This window comes from Ignavibacteriota bacterium (assembly GCA_016218045.1).
Classification (GTDB): domain Bacteria; phylum Bacteroidota; class Ignavibacteria; order SZUA-365; family SZUA-365; genus JACRFB01.
In genome coordinates this window covers 1-18,050 of record JACRFB010000063.1, presented here as the reverse complement: position 1 = coordinate 18,050, position 18,050 = coordinate 1, and the positions used below count along the sequence as shown (strand labels likewise).

At 60.0% G+C, this 18,050-nt stretch carries 9 protein-coding genes; 2 read left to right on the top strand and 7 right to left on the bottom strand.

Going from position 1 to position 18,050, the window contains the following annotated elements; genetic code table 11:
* Positions 1-29: 29 nt before the first annotated feature.
* Complete coding sequence (locus HY962_16275; protein ID MBI5648488.1) at positions 30-3,179, bottom strand: histidine kinase; 3,150 nt, start codon at positions 3,177-3,179, stop codon at positions 30-32.
* Between the two features lie 123 nt (positions 3,180-3,302).
* On the opposite strand from HY962_16275, the gene gdhA reads away from it, so the two are divergent.
* A complete protein-coding gene (gdhA, locus tag HY962_16270) occupies positions 3,303-4,646 on the top strand; it encodes an NADP-specific glutamate dehydrogenase (protein MBI5648487.1) in 1,344 nt (447 codons plus the stop codon).
* A 196-nt stretch (positions 4,647-4,842) separates the two neighbouring features.
* Here the strand turns inward: gdhA and HY962_16265 are convergent, their stop codons facing one another.
* The 5 genes from HY962_16265 to HY962_16245 form a co-directional block, all read right to left on the bottom strand.
* Entirely contained in the window at positions 4,843-5,394 is a 552-nt protein-coding gene (locus HY962_16265; protein MBI5648486.1) for a hypothetical protein, read from the bottom strand.
* A gap of 11 nt (positions 5,395-5,405) precedes the next feature.
* The gene (locus HY962_16260) at positions 5,406-5,777 is read right to left on the bottom strand and encodes a VOC family protein (GenBank protein ID MBI5648485.1); all 372 of its coding nucleotides are present in this window, start codon (positions 5,775-5,777) and stop codon (positions 5,406-5,408) included.
* 140 nt (positions 5,778-5,917) lie between these two features.
* A complete protein-coding gene (locus HY962_16255; GenBank protein ID MBI5648484.1) occupies positions 5,918-8,920 on the bottom strand; it encodes a histidine kinase in 3,003 nt (1,000 codons plus the stop codon).
* A 37-nt stretch (positions 8,921-8,957) separates the two neighbouring features.
* Positions 8,958-11,423, bottom strand: a complete 2,466-nt coding sequence (locus tag HY962_16250; protein ID MBI5648483.1) for a carboxypeptidase-like regulatory domain-containing protein — start codon at positions 11,421-11,423, stop codon at positions 8,958-8,960.
* 54 nt (positions 11,424-11,477) lie between these two features.
* Positions 11,478-12,764 (bottom strand): Glu/Leu/Phe/Val dehydrogenase, encoded by a 1,287-nt coding sequence (locus HY962_16245; GenBank protein MBI5648482.1) that lies wholly within the window; start codon positions 12,762-12,764, stop codon positions 11,478-11,480.
* 145 nt (positions 12,765-12,909) lie between these two features.
* Here HY962_16245 and HY962_16240 point away from each other — a divergent pair, with 145 nt between their 5' ends.
* Positions 12,910-16,089, top strand: a complete 3,180-nt coding sequence (locus HY962_16240) for a nucleotidyltransferase domain-containing protein (protein MBI5648481.1) — start codon at positions 12,910-12,912, stop codon at positions 16,087-16,089.
* A 367-nt stretch (positions 16,090-16,456) separates the two neighbouring features.
* On the opposite strand, the gene HY962_16235 is transcribed toward HY962_16240, so the two are convergent.
* Positions 16,457-16,678, bottom strand: coding sequence for a hypothetical protein (locus HY962_16235; protein MBI5648480.1), 222 nt, complete (start codon positions 16,676-16,678; stop codon positions 16,457-16,459).
* Positions 16,679-18,050: the final 1,372 nt, after the last annotated feature.

Sequence of the window (18,050 nt, the reverse complement as noted above, 5' to 3'; positions counted from 1 at the left end):
GGCCTTTTTATTTTCGGACCACTGTGTCTTTATTCGCCGGGGACGTCCGCGTATTTGACGATCACACCCTTCCCCGTCTGCCCGTTCACGCGCACCTCGAGGTCGCGCGGGGCGCGCACGTGTTTGACGAAGGTCGATTCCGCGACGGTCTCGAGTCCGTTGAGCCAGTCCCAGTCTATCACATCCGATTCCTTGTAATGCCGAAGTGTGAAGTACGCGATGCGGAAGGACGTGAGATTCTGAAAGAAATGCGAGCCCTGCGAGGGATCCGGAATCATGTTCGGCAGGGAATTCTCGACGATGGCGCGCGCCGAGGAGATGTTGGTGAACTTGACGGGAATGCCGAGCCAGGGATCGCTGGAGCCCCAGCGGCCGGGTCCGATGAGCAGATACTGCCGGCCTTCGTCGGTGAGCGCGCGGTTCATGGCGTCGATCTCGACGGCCATGTCGCGGGTCTTCGCGTGATCGAACACATCGGGTTTCACGAACACGATGTCGCTGAGCCGCGACACGCCGTTGCCGAGGGCCTTGTCGCTCTGCAGAAGCAGGTCCGCGGCATCCACCGCGCGCGCTTCCGTCTCGAAGAATCCTTCCTCCTTGACCATGGGCCGCACCTGCAGGAAGCTGAAGTCCGCAGGCAGGCCGCTCTCGTCGTCGAGCGTGCCCGCGAATTCTATCTCCACCGGACAGTTCATCGCCGTCTCGCAGAGTCGCAGCAGCAGGCGCACAACTTTGTTGACGGGCACGATGTCGGACTGCAGCAGCGGCGCGAAGTTGATCACGCGGTGTCCGGTGCGGAAGGTGCCCTCGTACAGCGCGTCGTTCTGGAAATCATACGTCGAGGCGAGGAAACGCAGCGAGTTGTGCCGCTCGGCCACCTTGATGTCGACAGAGACGAGGTTCTGGTCCTCCACAGGATGGCGCATGACGATATCGCCGCCGAGATCCAGCGCATAGAAACGGCGCTGCGAGTTGTTGAAGTAGTCCTTCTGCGACATGAACTGCGGCAGCACCGCGGGATACTCGGGGCAGTAGGTGACGCTCAATCCCCCGTCGACGATGGTCTTGCCGAGACCGACGGCGAGGTTCACGATGCCGTCGTCCTGTTTCGCGTCGCCGAACGGGTAGTAGTTGTACGAGCGGGCCACACCCGAGAAGTGCGGGTAGAAAAAGTGGTCGTAGCGTTTGCCGGTGATCTGCTGTATCACCACGGCCATCTTCTCCTCCTCCATGCGGTGGCCCGTGGCCTCGATATAGTTTTTCGCGCCGCGGAAGTAGGTGGAGGCGAAGACGAACTTGATGGCCTGCACGAGGCGCTGATAGCGCACCTCGGGATTGCGGTTGCTGTTGGGCAGCATCAACGTGGAATAGATTCCCGCGAAGGGCTGGTACAGCGTGTCCTCGAGCAGCGACGACGAGCGCACCGCAAGCGGATAGTGGTTGGCGCTGATGATGAGGCGCAGATCCTCCTCGATCTCGCGTGGAAATTTTGCATGCAGGAAATGATCGACGATTTCCTCGTCCGAAATATTCTGCACCGCGATGGGCAGCAGCCCGTTCATCTCCATGAACTCGGTGAACACGTCGGTGCATATCACGTATGTTTTCGGAATCGCGATGCGCACGCGCGGGAAGTACTCGGGTTTGAGATAGGTTTTAAAGATCGTGTCGATGAAGGCGAGGCCGCGGGCCTTGCCGCCCAGCGATCCGCCGCCGATGCGCTGGAACTTCGCGTGCGGATCGTACTCGTCGCGCGAGAAATCGGAGATGATACCGCGGTTGTCGTGGATCACGAGCTGGTCGATCTGATCGATCATGTAGGCGCGCAGTTCCTCGGGATCGGCGAACTGCGTGATCTTGATCGGCTTCAGCATCTCGGCGAGCTGGAAGCGAGTGCGCGCCATGAGCCAGTTCGAGAAGTGATTGTTCGAGGCGTGATACAGCAGGCAGGAATCGGGCACCTCGCGCAGCTTGCGGCGCAGTTCGCGGATGTTGCGCGCGCGCTCGACCTCGGTGCCGTCGGGCAGGCGGAAGATGAACTCCCCGAAACCGAAGTTCTGTTTCATGAACTCCCGCACCTCCTGCAGCAGCGTGCGGCTGTACTTGTCGACGAAGGTGCAGTTCTGCGCCTCGACGCTTTCCTGCAGCTCGACCTGCGCCGACTGCACAAGTATCGGCAGATCCTTCATCTCGGCGCGCACGCGTTCGATGAAGGTGAGGCCCGCGTTCTCCTTCAGTTCATCGCCGATGCGGAACTTCAGGTCGGTGACGATGCCCAGCAGCACGCCGCGGTATTTTTTGAAGAAGTCCCACGCCTCCTCGTAGGTGGTCGCATGCAGGATTTTCGGGCGCGCGCGCTGCCGCAGCAGCTTGTCGGCGAAGTTCTTGCCCTCCTCGATAAGGTTCTGTCCCTGCTGTATCATTTCGGTGTAGATCAGCGGCATGTACGAGGAATAAAACATCGGCGAGTCCTCGACAAGGATCATGGCCCGGACGCCGAAGTCGAGGCAGTCGATGGGCGCGTTCTCGAGATCCTCGAACACCTTGATCAGCGCGAGGAAGAGCTTGCGGTCGCCCGACCAGATGAAGGTGCGGTCGAAGAGCGAGAGGTTGTCGCGCTCGAGCAGCATCTGGAATTCGCGCGACTGATACGCGAGCAGCACGAGGGTCAGATCTGGCGCGATCTTGCGCGCCTCGACGCAGAAGGTGCGCAGCCGCATGTCGCCGAGGCGCTGCATCGTGATCACGAGGTCGAAGGGCTGCCTGCGCAGCGCGTCGAGCGCCGCCTCGCCCGAATACACGCGCGTGATGAGCGGCGCGTAATGCAGGTTGAGATCGAGGTACTCGCTGATGATGGCCTCGGTGAGCTGGCCGTCGTCGACGAGCGTGTAAAAATCGTAGCGGCTGGAGACAAGCAGGATGTTGTTGATGCGCACGCGCATCAGATCCTTGAAGTCCAGTTCGTGTGTATCGACGAAATGCGAGGGGATGCCCGCATCGAGGATCACATCCTTGAGTTCGTCGCGTTTGAGCAGTTCGCGTTTCATGGTGTCGCCCTGTGCCTGCCGGCCGTGGCCGTCGTGCGCGGGAATATCGTCGGGAGGAAATGCGCGGAGGCGCGTGGTTGTGCCGCAATTTACGCTTCGCCCGCGCAGCGACACAAATACCCCTAAATGCACTCTATTTGTCCTCAAAGCCCTTTCTTTTTGGTTGCGCGCTTGTGTAGCTTTGCACTGTTCTTCCGCGACACATCACCCCCACATATCTCCACCCACTCCCCCCTCACATTTTCAGGAGATCGTATGTCAGCCGCTTTTGAATCCTTCATGTCGGAAGTCAAGGCGAAGAATCCGAACCAGCCCGAGTTCATCCAGGCTGTCGAGGAAGTTGTCGGTTCTATCTTCCCTGTCATCGAGAAGCACCCTGAGTATCGCAAAGCAAAGATCCTGGAGCGCATCACCGAACCGGAGCGGGTATTGATGTTCCGTGTGCCGTGGGTGGACGACAACGGTGATGTGCAAGTGAACCGCGGGTATCGCATCGAATTCAACAGCGCGATCGGGCCCTACAAGGGCGGTCTGCGTTTTCACCCGAGTGTCAATCTCAGCATTTTGAAGTTCCTCGGATTCGAGCAGGTGTTCAAAAACTCCCTCACCACGCTCCCGATGGGCGGCGGCAAGGGCGGTTCCGATTTTGATCCGAAAGGCAAGACCGATCTCGAAGTGATGCGTTTCACGCAGAGCTTCATGACCGAGTTGTACCGTCACATCGGTCCGAACACCGACGTGCCCGCCGGCGACATCGGCGTGGGCGGCCGTGAAATCGGCTTTATGTACGGCCAGTACAAGCGCATCGTGAATCGTTTCGAGTGTGTGCTCACGGGCAAGGGCCTCTCGTGGGGCGGCTCGCTCATCCGTCCGGAAGCCACCGGTTACGGCGCGGTGTACTTCGCGGCGAACATGCTCGGCACACGCGGCCTGAGCATCGAAGGCAAGACGGTCGTCGTGTCGGGTTCCGGCAACGTCGCCCAGTATGCGGTCGAGAAAGTGAATCAGCTCGGCGGCAAGTGCGTCACCCTTTCCGATTCGAACGGCTGGATCCACGACCCGAACGGCATCACCGGCGAGAAGTGGGAATTCGTGATGGATCTGAAGAACAACCGCCGCGGCCGCATCAGCGAGTATGCGGACAAGTATCCGGGCGTCGAATATCACGAGAGCGGCAGCGTGTGGGACGTGCCGTGCGACATCGCACTCCCCTGCGCGACGCAGAACGAACTCGACGGCGCAAACGCCGAGACACTCGTGAAGAACGGCTGCTTCTGCGTATCGGAAGGCGCAAACATGCCGACCACACCCGAAGGAATCAAGGTGTTCATCGACAATAATATTCTGTACGGTCCGGGCAAGGCGGCAAACGCGGGCGGCGTTGCAACCTCCGGTCTTGAAATGAGCCAGAACTCCATTCGCATGAGCTGGACGCGCGAGGAAGTGGACCGCCATCTCTTCAACATCATGAAGAGCATCCACGAAGCCAGCGTCCATGCCGCCAACGAATACGGCACGCCGGGCAACTACGTCAACGGCGCAAACATCGCCGGCTTCATCAAGGTTGCCGACGCCATGATGGCGCAGGGTATCGTCTGATCCCCTTCTCTCATCAACACGCTGTTACACACAAGGCGCCCCGCGGGGCGCCTTGTGTTTTATCGAGCAGCGAACATGGAGGAAGGTAGCAAAGTAGCAAGGTAGGAAAGTGGAATGTGCGGCTGTCGGCACGCGCCGCTTTGCTACTTTCCACTTTGCTACTTTCCACGTCGCGTCATTCCCACACCGCTTCCGTTCAATGCGGCTTCTCCAGCCGCTTATGCGTCTCGTTGACGATCATCAGCGCGGCGGAGCCGTAATGCACGTGGTATTCCGCAATCATCTCGCCGTTGATGATGACGGGATCGGTGGCGACGTGGGTCTTGGCGGTTTCGATGTCGGGCACGTTGAGGATGAAGGCGCCGCGCCAGCCTTCGACGCCGTCGAACGGGCCGGCGTGCACCAGCACACCCGCCTCCGCGAGACGGTTCATGTTCGCAAAATGGCCCTTGAACATCTCGTCGCGTTCCGGTCCCTTGGGCACGGGCGTGGGGCCGGTCTTCAACAGCACAAACACGTACTTCTTCATGCCGCGCGCATCCGCGCCCAGGCGTTTCGCGAGTGTGCTGTCGTAGTCCGTCGAGGACGTCTGCGCACAAACCGTTGCGGTGCAGGCCACCCAGACGCAAAGGAGCAAAGGTCTAACGAGATGATGTGTCACACCGAGCTTGGCGAGGTGCGACCGCCTGAGTGAGTTCCGGGGCACCGTGCGCGTGGCCAAAATCACGAGTTGCTGCAGAGTGTGCATGTGCGCTCCTTTCAGACGTGCTGGTCCACAAGGATGGGATTGCCGTCGGGATCGTGCACGACGAAGTAGGCCGGACCCGTCGTGCTCTCGTCGGCCTCCACCACAAGCTGCACACCTTGCTCCTTGAGGCGTTTCTGCAATTCGCGCACATCGGTGAAACCGGGCACGAGCTGCGCGCTCTGATCCCAGCCCGGATTAAATGTGAGCATGTTTTTGTCGAACATGCCCTGGAACAGGCCGATCACGTGTTCGCCGTTTTTCAGCACGATCCAGTTCTGCGTGATGTCGCCACCCTTGTATGTAAAACCGAATTTTTCGTAGAACGCGACCGAGGCATGTATGTCTTTCACTGTGAGACTGATGGAAAATGCGCCGAGCTGCATGGGACCTCCTTGTGAATTTCAGTATGTGGGGAATCGTCCGGAAAATACATGCCGGCACTTCCGTTGCAAAACAGTGGAAGCGGAGGGAAGGCCGCCCGGACGATGGAGCAGCGACGTGTTGTACGGTCGCCCGCGGTGGATCAGCCGCGGCTCTTTTTCATCACCACACCTTCGCCGCTGCGGCCGTCCACAAGAATGCGGAGGTCGTCGTCGAGGCGCACGTGGCGCGTGAAACGCGCCTCCGTTTCCGCGGCGGCGGCATCGAGCCAGGCCCAGTCGATCTCCTGCCCCGCCGTGTAGTGGCGCAGCGTGAAATACATGATGTGGAACGACGTGAGATTCTGGAAGAAGTGTGAACCCTGCGAGGGATCGATGATCATGTTCGGCAGCGAGGTCTCCACGATCGCGCGCGCGCCGGAGATGTCGGGGAATTTTACCGGTATGCCGAGCGACGGATCGGACGAACCCCAGCGGCCCGGACCGATGAGCAGGTACGGCCGCTGTTCACGCACAAGCTGCGCGTTCAACGCGGCGATCTCCTTCACCATCTCGCGCGTGCGCATCGCGTCGAACACCTCCGGTTTGACGTACACCACGTCGCGCACCGTGTGCACGCCGTTGCCCAGCGCCTGCGTGGTGCGCAGCAGCACATCGCCCTGATCAAGCGACGACAGATCGACTGCCGGACCACCCTCCTGCTTCACCATCGGCCGCACCTGCAGGAAACTGAACTGCGCGGGCATGGCCTCCTTTTCGCCGAGCCGCACGGCAAACTCCATCTCCACCGGACAGTTCATCGCCGTCTCGCAGATCGACACCAGCATACGCACCACATCGGTGAGCGGCATCACGCGCGACTTGAGCAGCGGCGCAAAGTTGATGACACGCGGACCCTTGCGGAACACACCCTCGTACATGCAGTCGTTCTCGGCCGAATACGTGGACGCGATATGTGTCAGCGCTCCGTGCCGCTCGGCGTCCTGAATGTTGAGCCGCACCATGTACTCGTCCTCGGTCGGATATTTTCGGACGATATCCGAACGCAGATCGACCGCCCAGAACATCGTCTGCGAATTCTGAAACAGATCCTTCGTGGTGCCGAACTGCGGATGCACCGTGGGATACACGGGGCAGAACTGCAGACTCACACCGTTGTCGACAATGGTCTTGCCGAGACCAAGGGCGAGATTCACCACACCGTCCTTCTGTTTCGCCTTGCCTAAGGGATAGTAGTTGAACGAGCGCGCGACGCCCGAGATGTGCGGATAGAAATACCGGTCGTGTTTTGTGCCGACCATCTCCTGCACAATCACGGCCATCTTTTCTTCCTCGATGCGGTTGCCCGTTGCCTCGATGTAATTCTTTGCACCGCGGAACCACGTGGATGCAAACACAAATTTCACCGCCTGCGTCAGGTTGTGGAAGCGCACGGCGAAGTCGGGATTGCTGTTCGGGATCATCACCGTCGCGTAGATGCCGGCAAAGGGCTGATAGAGCGCGTCCTCGAGCAGCGACGACGAGCGCACCGCCAGCGGGAAGCGGGCCTTTTGCAGGATGGCGCGCAGATCGCCCAGCACCGTCGGGGGCAGATCCGCATGCAGGAACGCGCGTACCACCTGCTCGTCCGACACATTTTCGAAGGCGAGTGGAAGCAGATCGTTCTGTGCGACAAACTGCGAGAACACATCGGTGCCGAGCACGATGGTGCGCGGAATCGAGATGTGCACGCCCGGGAAATAGTCCGGCTCCATATATTTTTTCAGCACGCTGTCGACAAAGGCGAGTCCGCGTGCCTTGCCGCCGAGCGAACCGCCGCCGATACGCGACACCACGGCATCGATGTCGAATTCGCCGCGCGCAAAATCGGAGATGACCCCCTGCTGATCGACCTGTATCTGCAGCGACACCTCGGCAATGAGGTAGGCGCGCAGATCGGCAGCGCTCGCGAAGTGGCTGATCTTCACGGGCTTGATACGACGCGCGAGTGTGAAGTGTGTGCGCGCGAGCAACCAGTTCGAGAAGTGATCCCGCGAGGCATGGTGCATGAGGGCCTCCTCGGGCACGTCGCGCAGGCGGTCGCGCAGCTCGCGCAGATTGCGCGCGCGGGCCACCTCGGAGCCGTCGGGAAGCTGGAAGACAAAGTCGCCGAAGCCGAAGTTCTGTTTGATGAATTCTCCGACCTCCTGCAGCAGCGAGCGCGAGTTCTTGTTCACAAACGCGATATTGCCCGCCTCGATTTCGGGCAGGTGCTGCGTTTCCGACGACTGCACAAGCACGGGCAGCTCGGGATTGTCCTGCAGCACCATGCGCGCGAAGCGCAGCCCCGCGTCGCCCGCCTCGCGCCCCTCCATCAGCACGCGCATGTCGGTGATCACACCGAGCAGCGTGCCGCGGTATTTCTCGTAATAGGCGCAGGCCTCCTCGTACGACACCGCGTGAAGGATTTTCGGGCGCGCCTTCTGGCGCATGTAGCGGTCCGCAAAGTTTTTCCCCTCCTCGATGAGCGAGTGTCCCTGCTTGATCAGCTCGGTATAGATCAGCGGGAGATAGGAGGAGTAAAACGCGGGCGAATCCTCGAGCAGAAGAATGGTGCGGACGCCGAACTGCAGGCAGTCGATGGCCGCGTTGCGCATATCCTCGATGAGTTTGATGATGGCGAGAAAGATGCGGCGGTCGCCCATCCAGATGAACACCTTGTCGAGCAAGGCGAGATTCTCCTGTGCAAGCGAAAGCTGAAGTTCGCGCGACTGATACGCGAGCAGCACGACAGGCAGTTCGGGATATGTGGCGCGCACGGCCTCGCAGAACGACGACAGATCCATGTCGCCGAGGCGCAGCATGGTGATGACAAGATCGTACTCCTGCGCCTGCAGCGCGGCCAGCGCGGCCTCGCCGGAATTGACACGCGTGAGATGCGGGGCGTAGTGCAGATTGAGTTCGAGAAACTCGCTGAAGATCGCCTCGGAGAGCTGACCGTCCTCCACAATCGTGTAATAATCGTAGAGACTCGAGACGAGCAGTATGTTCGTGATCCGATACCGCATCAGATCACGGAACTCCATCGCCTGGCCCGAACCCGGTTTGACGCCGTACAGCCCGATGACATCGGTGACTTCGTCGCGTTTTATTCGAGAGTCTTTCATGCGTCAACCGTGATTGAGTGCCAAGCAGAGACCATCTCTAATTTTCCCCGGAGGCACGTGCGCGCAAGAGTTCGGACGTGCTGAAACCTATAAAAAAATTCCGTCCCGATCGGAAGTGATCGAGCCGCCATGCGAGATCGAGACGGAATAATGTGAATATTTTTTCAATACTGAAGCCCGCCTCGAAGAAGGGCCGCGACGCGATTCCGACAGGCACGGTCTGCATGGCGCCGGTACTGCTACGCATCGACGTCCATCCCGCTCCGCCAAAAAAAATGAGTTCCCACGAGGCCGCACCGAGGACCGGGATATTTCCGAGCGGAAGAATCGAGAAAGGCAGGCGTCCCAGATTCTGTTCCACAAAGATTGACGCAGCCGCATCACCACCAAACTCGCGGAAGCCGAGCGTCCGAAAACGCGCGGGTGCGGTTATGTAGTTGCTCGATCCGGTGAGGTGGAAGAGATCCTGTGTCGGAAGCCGCTGTGTGCTCCACCGCGCGGATACATCCAGAGTGCTGCGGCCGAGTATTCCGAGGTCGATGGTACCGGAAAGTCCCGCGCTGAGTGTCAGGTACGACCATCGATCATGCTCCGTATCCGCCTGTGTCCACGTGATTCCGGCCTTGGGAACGATGTCGGCCTCGCCGCTTCGTCTGACGACGCCCGCATCGTCGATGCGCGGACGAAAATCCAGTTCACTCTCAAAACCGAGGGACAGGAATTTTCCCTCATTGATCGGGGGATTGGCACGGAAGCGTGTATCCTTTCCTGCGAGGCTCCACTGTGTATTTGTTGCCACCGACGTGTGCTCCTCCAACGAAACAGAGAGACTGCTGTGCAGGGTATTCACTAGATAGGCATCCAGGAGAATCCCACCTCCCGTGCTGCGGTAATAATCGCGCGGATCCTCCTTGACAAACAGATTCAGTGCCGTCGTGGCCGAGGTGCCCATGAGGTGCTGATCCTCGTCGATGGAGGCGAGCCGGCTGTACGCGGAAGCCACCAAAAACATTCCCGTGCGGAGGTGCAAGTACGGCGACACTGCGGCGTGCCATTTTACACGCGCATCGCTGAGGCCGTACCCGAATCCGAAGCCGGCCCCGCGGAGCGAATATGCCGGTGAGGAGACCGAAAACGGCGCATACACCGCATGCCCTTCAACACGATTGTAGTGATACATCGTAAGCAATCCCGGCAGTGAATACGAAACACTTCCACCGTCCAGCGTTGTGCCCGTGAATACTTCGGCCGCGCTGTATCGCCTCGCTTGGATGGTTTCGACGAGATGCACGCTGTCGCCCTTCGTATAGGCGCGCAGTTCCTCCTCTGTATTCGGGATACGCTGCTGCATACGCCACGACGTGGAATCAAACAGATCCGCGCCCTCGAGCACTTTGACGCGGATGCCGTCCATCATCTCCTCGTTCTCCGGTTTGTTCACGCGGTAGTTCTGGATGATCGAGAACATGCGGCCCTCGGCCGTGACCTCGATCCCCACGATGGAGGCCGTCATGTGGGCGTACAGCGAAACATCCGACGGCAGCCAGAACTCGTCGTCGACAAGACTGTATTGCTGGCGGAAGCTCACGGTATCGATCATTGGTGGCAACGCCGCTTCATTAAAGACGATATCAACGCTGTTGAGCAGGTAGCTGCCATCGGTGATATAGATGGTGCCCGCAACCAGCGGTTTGGCGGCGCTGCGCGGTGTAATGCGGATGATATACACCGTGGTGGAATCGATGGACGTCTCGCCCATGAGTGTGTAATAGTACGCGGAGAGACCGTCCTCCGAAATCGGTCCAATAACCGATACACGTTTGCCGATTTGTACACGGTCGCGGGAGAAGTTTGCACGGGCTGTGATACTTGTGAGCGTATTCGTCGGTCCATCGAGATCCGAACTCCTGCGCGCCTCAATAATCTCCTTGTACTGATCGGGCTTTGCCCAATATGCCTGCGTCAGCGATTCGCCCACGGTAGGAAGACGAAGGTCCGGATCTCTCTCGCCCGCCTCGCGGTCGTCCAACGACAGTATCCGCAGCACCGTTTTTGTGTGTGTGGTCGCGGCATAGTTAAATAGCCGCTGCTCGAGCAGACGCTTCTTCTCGATGGCCTTGCGGATGATGGGCACCGCCGGATCCTCTCCGGCTGTGACGGTGACTCCGCGCATTTTGATAGCGGTCTGCCGCAGCATGATGCGCATGTCCGACAGCGTATCGCCCGGGTGAATTTGCATGGTGACGGAGGAGTACCCGACGCGGCTGAAACGCAGGCGGTGCGCACTTGTGTCGAGGGGGAGCACGAAACGCCCTTCAAGATCGCTGGTGGTGCCCTTCGAACTGCCGAGGATCAACACATGGGTAAACGGCAGCGGCTTGCCACCGTCCCGGTCCACAACAATGCCCGAAGCTCGACGCTGCTGCGCACCGGCACCGCACACAAACAGTGCATACAGCAGCACGGCACAGACAATCTCATACTGTCTTGTGATACGACGCATCTATCAACGTGCTACTTTCACCGTTCCACTTTCAACGTTCAACATTCTTCATCCCTACACCCAGCCGCGCAGCTTGCACGCCTCGGCGACGCGCGAGATGGCGATCATGTAGGCGGCGTCGCGCAGCGAGAGCCGGCGCTTGCGCGCGATGTCGGCCACGGCGTCGTAGGCGTCGGTCATCTTCGAATCGAGTTTGCTGAGCACCTCGTCGCGCGTCCAGTAATAGTTCATGTTGCTCTGCACCTGCTCGAAATAGCTGCAGGTCACGCCGCCCGCGTTTGCGAGGAAATCGGGCACAATCACCACGCCGCGCTTGTGCAGCACCCCGTCGGCCTCGGGCGTCGTCGGACCGTTGGCGCCTTCGGCGATGAGCTGCACCGAGGGGCGGATCTTGTCGACATTGAGCGCGTTGATCTGATTCTCGAGCGCCGCGGGAATCAACACATCGGCATCCTGTTCGAGCCAGGCGTCGCCGTCCAGCACATCAAAGCCGAGTTCCGGCGCCTTGCCGCGGTCGATCTCGCCGAACTTGTTCGTGATACCGCGCAGCACCTGCAGATCGATGCCGTCCTTGCGGCGGAACGTGAAGGCGCGCTGCTCGCGCTGATCCCAGCACGACACCGCGATGACCTTGCCGCCGTACGAGATAAACAGCTCGATCGCGTACTGCGCCACATTGCCGAAGCCCTGCACGCTGGCGGTGGAACCCGCGATGGCGAGGTCGCGCTCGCGCATGGCTTCGCGCAGCGTGTACACAAGACCGTATCCCGTGGCTTCCGTGCGTCCGAGCGAGCCGCCGAGACCGACCGGCTTGCCGGTGATAAAACCCGGCTCCTTGCGGCCTGTGATGTGCTCGTACTCGTCGAGCATCCACACCATGTGCTGCGACGATGTCATGACATCCGGCGCGGGCACGTCCTGATACGCGCCGATATACTCGACGATCTTGCGCACCCAGCCGCGGCACAGTGCCTCCTGCTCGCGCATGGAGAGATTGTGCGGATCGCAGATCACGCCGCCCTTCCCGCCGCCGAGCGGGATGTCGACCACCGCGGTCTTCCACGTCATCCACATCGCGAGGGCGCGCACGGTGTCGATGGTCTCGTGCGGATGGAAACGGATGCCGCCCTTGCTCGGACCGCGCGCGTCGTTGTGCTGCACGCGGAAACCGCGGAACACGCGGTAACTGCCGTCGTCCATACGGATGGGAATATTGAAATGGAATTCACGATCGGGGGTGCGGAGCAGCTCGCGCGTGGCATCGTCGAGCGAGAGTTTTTCGGCGATGCTGTCGAATTGCTGCTGCGCCATGCGGAACGGATTAAACGATTCTTGGGCCATGGGAGCGTCCTTTTAAAGGATAAGAGTACCGTAAACTACCATAATTCCGCGCGCGCGCCAAAGCCCCGGAGGGTGTCATTTGACGCGCCGAAGACGTAATTTCCCGCACCATCCCCTTCGCGACCCACCGCAGCGCCTCCATCCCATGAAACATCAGAGCAAGGACATCAACGATCTGCTCACCGTCCTCGGCGAACGAGCAAAGGAGTTGAGCTGCCTCTACGGCATCGAGGAACTTCTCACCGCGCGCGACGAGACACTGGAGGACGTGCTCGTCGAGGTGGCGCGCGCGATACCCGAGGGATGGCAGTATCCGGACCTCTGCTGCGCGCGCATCCGCTACGGCGAGGCGGTGTTCACCAGCGAAAACTTCGCCGTGACACGCTGGCTGCAGCGCTCGGATATCAGCGTGCAGGACGCCGTGGAGGGCGTTGTGGAAGTGTACTACACAAAGGAGCTTCCACCCGCCGACGAGGGTCCCTTCCTCAAGGAGGAGCGCCGGCTGCTCAACTCCATCGCGGAACGCATCGCGCATTTTATCCTGCATCAGCGCCTGAAAAACGTGTTCTTCGAGTGGGAGACCTTCCGCACGGAACGCACTGGCAAGGAGCGCAGCGAATGGATGGTTGTGCTGGGCGTACTGCGCAAGACCGACCAGAGTCTGTACACACGCATTTCGCGGCGCATGCTGAACCACCTCTGCCGCATCGGCATCAAGGAGGCATCGACGCTGCTGCAGAGTTTCAACGTGACCGAACAGCCCGGCGACGATCCCGCCTTCGGCACCAACAAGCCGCAGCAGCGCGAGGAACTGCACAACTTCATCATCACGAGCGACGAGATCTTCATCATCGCCTCGAATTACCTGAGCGATGACGACATCCTGATGAACATCCAGAAGTGGATCAAGGACGACAAGGCCGCCTTCCTCGTGAATGCCGTCGAAAGTCTCGACACCTCGCTGGCCGAAATATCGGATGCACTCGGGCGCTATTACCATCTGTTCCCGTCGGGACTCGAGCTTTCACCCTCCACCGACAAGGTGCTGCGCGTGTCGTTGATTCGGCGCTTCTTCAACGACCAGCTCAGCTTCATCAACATCGCGAAGAAGTACATCGAGATACGCGACTTCTACGACCTCCTGCACCGCATCATCTACCACCAGAAGAGCCACGGCAAACTGGGCGGCAAAAGCGCGGGACTTTTTCTCGCGACACAGATCGTGCGCCGGGCCGCGGGACAAAATCCCCTGCTCGAAAACGTGCGCACTCCGAAGACCTGGTACGTCGTCTCCGACGGCATCCTGAACTTCATCCACTACAACAATCTCGAGGAAGTGTTCAATCAGAAGTACCTCGACATCGACCAGGTGCGCGACGAATATCCGCACCTCGTGCAGGTGTTCAAGAACTCGTACTTCACCACCGAGATCATCAAGGGCCTGTCGATGGCGCTCGACGATCTCGGCGACCGCCCCATCATCGTGCGCAGTTCGAGTCTGCTCGAGGACAGCATGAGCGCCGCGTTTTCGGGCAAGTACAAGAGTCTCTTCCTCGCGAACGCGGGGAGCAAGGGCGAACGCCTCGCGGCGCTGATGGACGCCATCGCCGAGGTGTACGCGTCGATATTCGGACCCGATCCCATCGAATACCGATCCGAACGCGGACTGCTCGACTTCCACGAGGAGATGGGCATCATGATTCAGGAGGTTGTCGGCACACAGGTCGGCAAGTACTTCCTGCCCGCCTTCGCGGGCGTGGCGTTCAGCAACAACGAATTCCGCTGGTCGCCGCGCATACGGCGCGAGGACGGACTCATCCGCATGGTGCCCGGACTCGGCACACGCGCGGTGGACCGGCTGAGCGACGACTTCCCCATCCTCATCGCGCCGGGCCAGCCGAATCTGCGCGTGAACGTGTCGCCCGAGGAGATGCTGCGGTATTCCCCCAAGAAGATGGACGTCATCAATCTGGATACGTGCAGCTTCGAGACCGTGGACGTGCAGGAATTCCTGCGCGAGTACGGCAACGAGTTCCCGCAGGTCCATCGCATCGTGTCGCTGTACGAAGAGGATCACATGCGGCAGCCGGTGGGTCTGCACATCGACTTCGAGCGCGAGACCGCGGCGGTGACGTTCGACGGACTGATCACGCGCTCGAATTTTGTGAAACAGTTGCACGCCATCGTCCGCTTGCTGCAGGAGAGCATCGACACGCCGGTCGACATCGAATTCGCGAGCGACGGCGACGTGCTGTATCTGCTCCAGTGCAGGCCGCAGAGTTTCACACGCGGAAGCGCGCCGGCCTCGATACCGCGCGACGTGTCGAATCACCGGAAGATTTTCACGGCCAACCGTTTCATCTCGAACGGCGTGGTGCCCGACATCACACACATCGTGTACGTGGATCCGCAGCAGTACTCGTATCTGCCCGACAGAAACGATCTGCTCGAAGTGGGGCGCGCCATCGGGCGGCTGAACAATCTTCTGCCGAAGCGGCAGTTCATTCTGATGGGTCCGGGCCGCTGGGGCAGCCGCGGCGATATCAAGCTGGGCGTGGCCGTGTCGTACTCCGACATCAACAACACCGCCGTGCTCATCGAAATCGCGCGCAAGACCGGCAACTACGTACCCGACCTCTCCTTCGGCACACACTTTTTCCAGGATCTTGTCGAGGCCTCGATACGCTATCTGCCGCTGTATCCCGACGATCCGGGCGTGATTTTCAACGAGGGTTTCCTGCATCACATGCCGAATGTGCTGGCGGAACTGCTGCCGGAGTTCGAACACCTCAAGGACACGATTCGTGTCATCGACGTTCCGCGCTGCACCGACGGCATGGTGATGCGAGTGCTGATGAACGCCGACCTCGAGGAGGCGATGGGCTATCTGACACCGGTGCGCAAGAACCGCGCCGTGTACGCCGAGAACACCGAGGAAGAAGTGCACGAGATCGAGGACCACTGGAGCTGGCGCCTGCGCATGGCCGAACGCATCGCCGCGCAGATTGATCCGCGCCGATTTGATGTGAAGTCTGCCTACGTCTTCGGAAGCACGAAGAACGGCAGCGCGGGTCCGGGCAGCGACATCGATCTCATTTTCCACGTGGGTGGTGATCTCGAGGCGCGCGCACAACTGGCGTTGTGGTTGAACGGGTGGAGTCTGTGCTTGGCCGAGATGAATTACCTGCGCACCGGCTACAAGAACAGCGGTCTGCTCGACGTGCATTACGTGACCGACGACGACATCGCGGCGCGCACGAGTTACGCCAGCAAGATCGGCGCGATCACCGACGCCGCGCGGGAGTTGCCGCTTTCGAGGAGATAGGAGATAGGAGCGGGAGAGCGGGACAGCGGGAGAGCGGGACAGCGGGAGCGGAACAACGAAATAGTGTCTCGCTGAGTCCCGCGTAGCGGGAAAGCGCGACGTGACAGCGGGACAGCGGGACAGCGGGAGCGGAACAACGAAATAGTGTCTCGCTGAGCGGAGTCGAAGCGCGACGCGACAGCGGGACAGCGCGACAGCGGGAGAGCGCGACAGCGGGAGCGGAACAACGAAATAGTGTCTCGCTGAGCGGAGTCGAAGCGCGACGTGACAGCGGGACAGCGGGAGCGGAACAACGAAATAGTGTCTCGCTGAGCGGAGTCGAAGCGCGACGTGACAGCGGGACAGCGGGAGAGCGGGACTGTTACCCTCACCCCGGCCCTCTCCCGTTCCGGGAGACGGTGACTGGTCTGTTCTGTGCGGTGTTTTGCTTGTGTTCTGCGGCGGTGTCGGGCGACCGCCGGTCGCCCCTGTCGGATGTCATACGCGGTTTGCGCACACGCGGATCGGTGACTGGTCTGTTCTGCGCAGTGTTTTGCGCGTGTTCCGCGGCGGTGTCGGGCGACCGCCGGTCGCCCCTGTCGGATGTCATACGCGGTTTGCGCACACGCGGAACGGATCGCAGTAAGAATCGGACAGGTGTGTCGTTTTATCGTCTAATCGTCTGATCGTCTAATCGTCTGATCGTCTGATCGTCTAATCGTCTGCTCGTCTAACCGTCCAATCGTCTCATCGTACGTTGAGCCCGCGAAGCGGGCGACATTCACCAACCCACGCCGTGAGGCGTGGGACACGACGCGGCATCGAAGTCCACAGAGCCCCGCGAAGCGAGGCAGCATTCCAGGACGTTGAGCCTTGGGAACACATCTTTCGCGAGAGCACAAGAACAAATACCCGGAATTTCTTCTGCAGTTTGCACGCGAGGATGATGCATTCACATGTGGCGAATCCGACCTCTGAATGCCGCCCCTCCGGGGCTCTTCATTTCCTGTCACACGCCGCACTCCCACGCCTCACGGCGTGGGTTGGTGAATGTCGCCCCTCCGGGGCTCAGGAAATCGTGGAAGGTCGCAAAGTGGAAAAGTGGGAAGTATCCAAGTTCTATCGCGCGCTACCATCTACCGATCTACCAACTACCAACTACCAGCTACCCATCTACCCATTCCGAGAGAGCACAAGAACCAATCCCGGGTAATTCTTCGCACCGAGCCTTTGATCCGATGCACTCACTTTTTCACGTCGTGCAACGGCATTTAAATCCTATGCAATGACGTTTCAATCCCGCGCAATGACGTTTCAATCCTTTGCAATGATGTTTCAATCCTATGTAATGACGTTTTCACGCGCTGCAAAATCGTTTTCACGTCGTGCAATGGCATTTCAATCCTACACAATGACGTTTCAATCCTTTGCAATGACGTTTCAATCCTATGTAATGACGTTTTCACGCGCTGCAAAATCGTTTTCACGTCGTGCAATGGCATTTCAATCCGCCGCAATGGCATTTCAATCCGTTGCGATGGCATTTCAATCCGTCGCCGTCCCAACTCCCTACTCCCCACTCCCCACTCCCAACTCCCCACTCCCCACTCCCCCGGCCCGTCGTGCCTCGACAAGCTCGGGGTGACACAGCGTTCTGGTCCCGCTGTCCCGCTGTCACGTCGCGCTTCGACTCCGCTCAGCGAGACACTATTTCGTTGTTCCGCTCTCCCGCTATCCCGCTGTCCCGCTGTCCCGCTGTCACGTCGCTCTTTCCCGCTGCGCGGGACTCAGCGAGACACTATTTCGTTGTTCCGCTCCCGCTGTCCCGCTGTCCCGCTGTCCCGTCGCGCTTCGACTCCGCTCAGCGAGACACTATTTCGTTGTTCCGCTCCCGCTGTCCCGCTGTCACGTCGCGCTTCGACTCCGCTCAGCGAGACACTCTTTCGTTGTTCCGCTCTCCCGCTATCCCGCTGTCCCGCTGT

Excerpts from the sequence above, each read along its gene's own strand:
- gdhA (MBI5648487.1), top strand. The coding sequence starts at position 3,303 with ATGTCAGCCGCTTTTGAATCCTTCATGTCGGAAGTCAAGGCGAAGAAT.
- HY962_16245 (MBI5648482.1), bottom strand. The coding sequence starts at position 12,764 with ATGGCCCAAGAATCGTTTAATCCGTTCCGCATGGCGCAGCAGCAATTC.
- HY962_16255 (MBI5648484.1), bottom strand. The coding sequence starts at position 8,920 with ATGAAAGACTCTCGAATAAAACGCGACGAAGTCACCGATGTCATCGGG.
- HY962_16235 (MBI5648480.1), bottom strand. The coding sequence starts at position 16,678 with ATGACATCCGACAGGGGCGACCGGCGGTCGCCCGACACCGCCGCGGAA.
- HY962_16240 (MBI5648481.1), top strand. The coding sequence starts at position 12,910 with ATGAAACATCAGAGCAAGGACATCAACGATCTGCTCACCGTCCTCGGC.
- HY962_16260 (MBI5648485.1), bottom strand. The coding sequence starts at position 5,777 with ATGCAGCTCGGCGCATTTTCCATCAGTCTCACAGTGAAAGACATACAT.
- HY962_16250 (MBI5648483.1), bottom strand. The coding sequence starts at position 11,423 with ATGCGTCGTATCACAAGACAGTATGAGATTGTCTGTGCCGTGCTGCTG.
- HY962_16265 (MBI5648486.1), bottom strand. The coding sequence starts at position 5,394 with ATGCACACTCTGCAGCAACTCGTGATTTTGGCCACGCGCACGGTGCCC.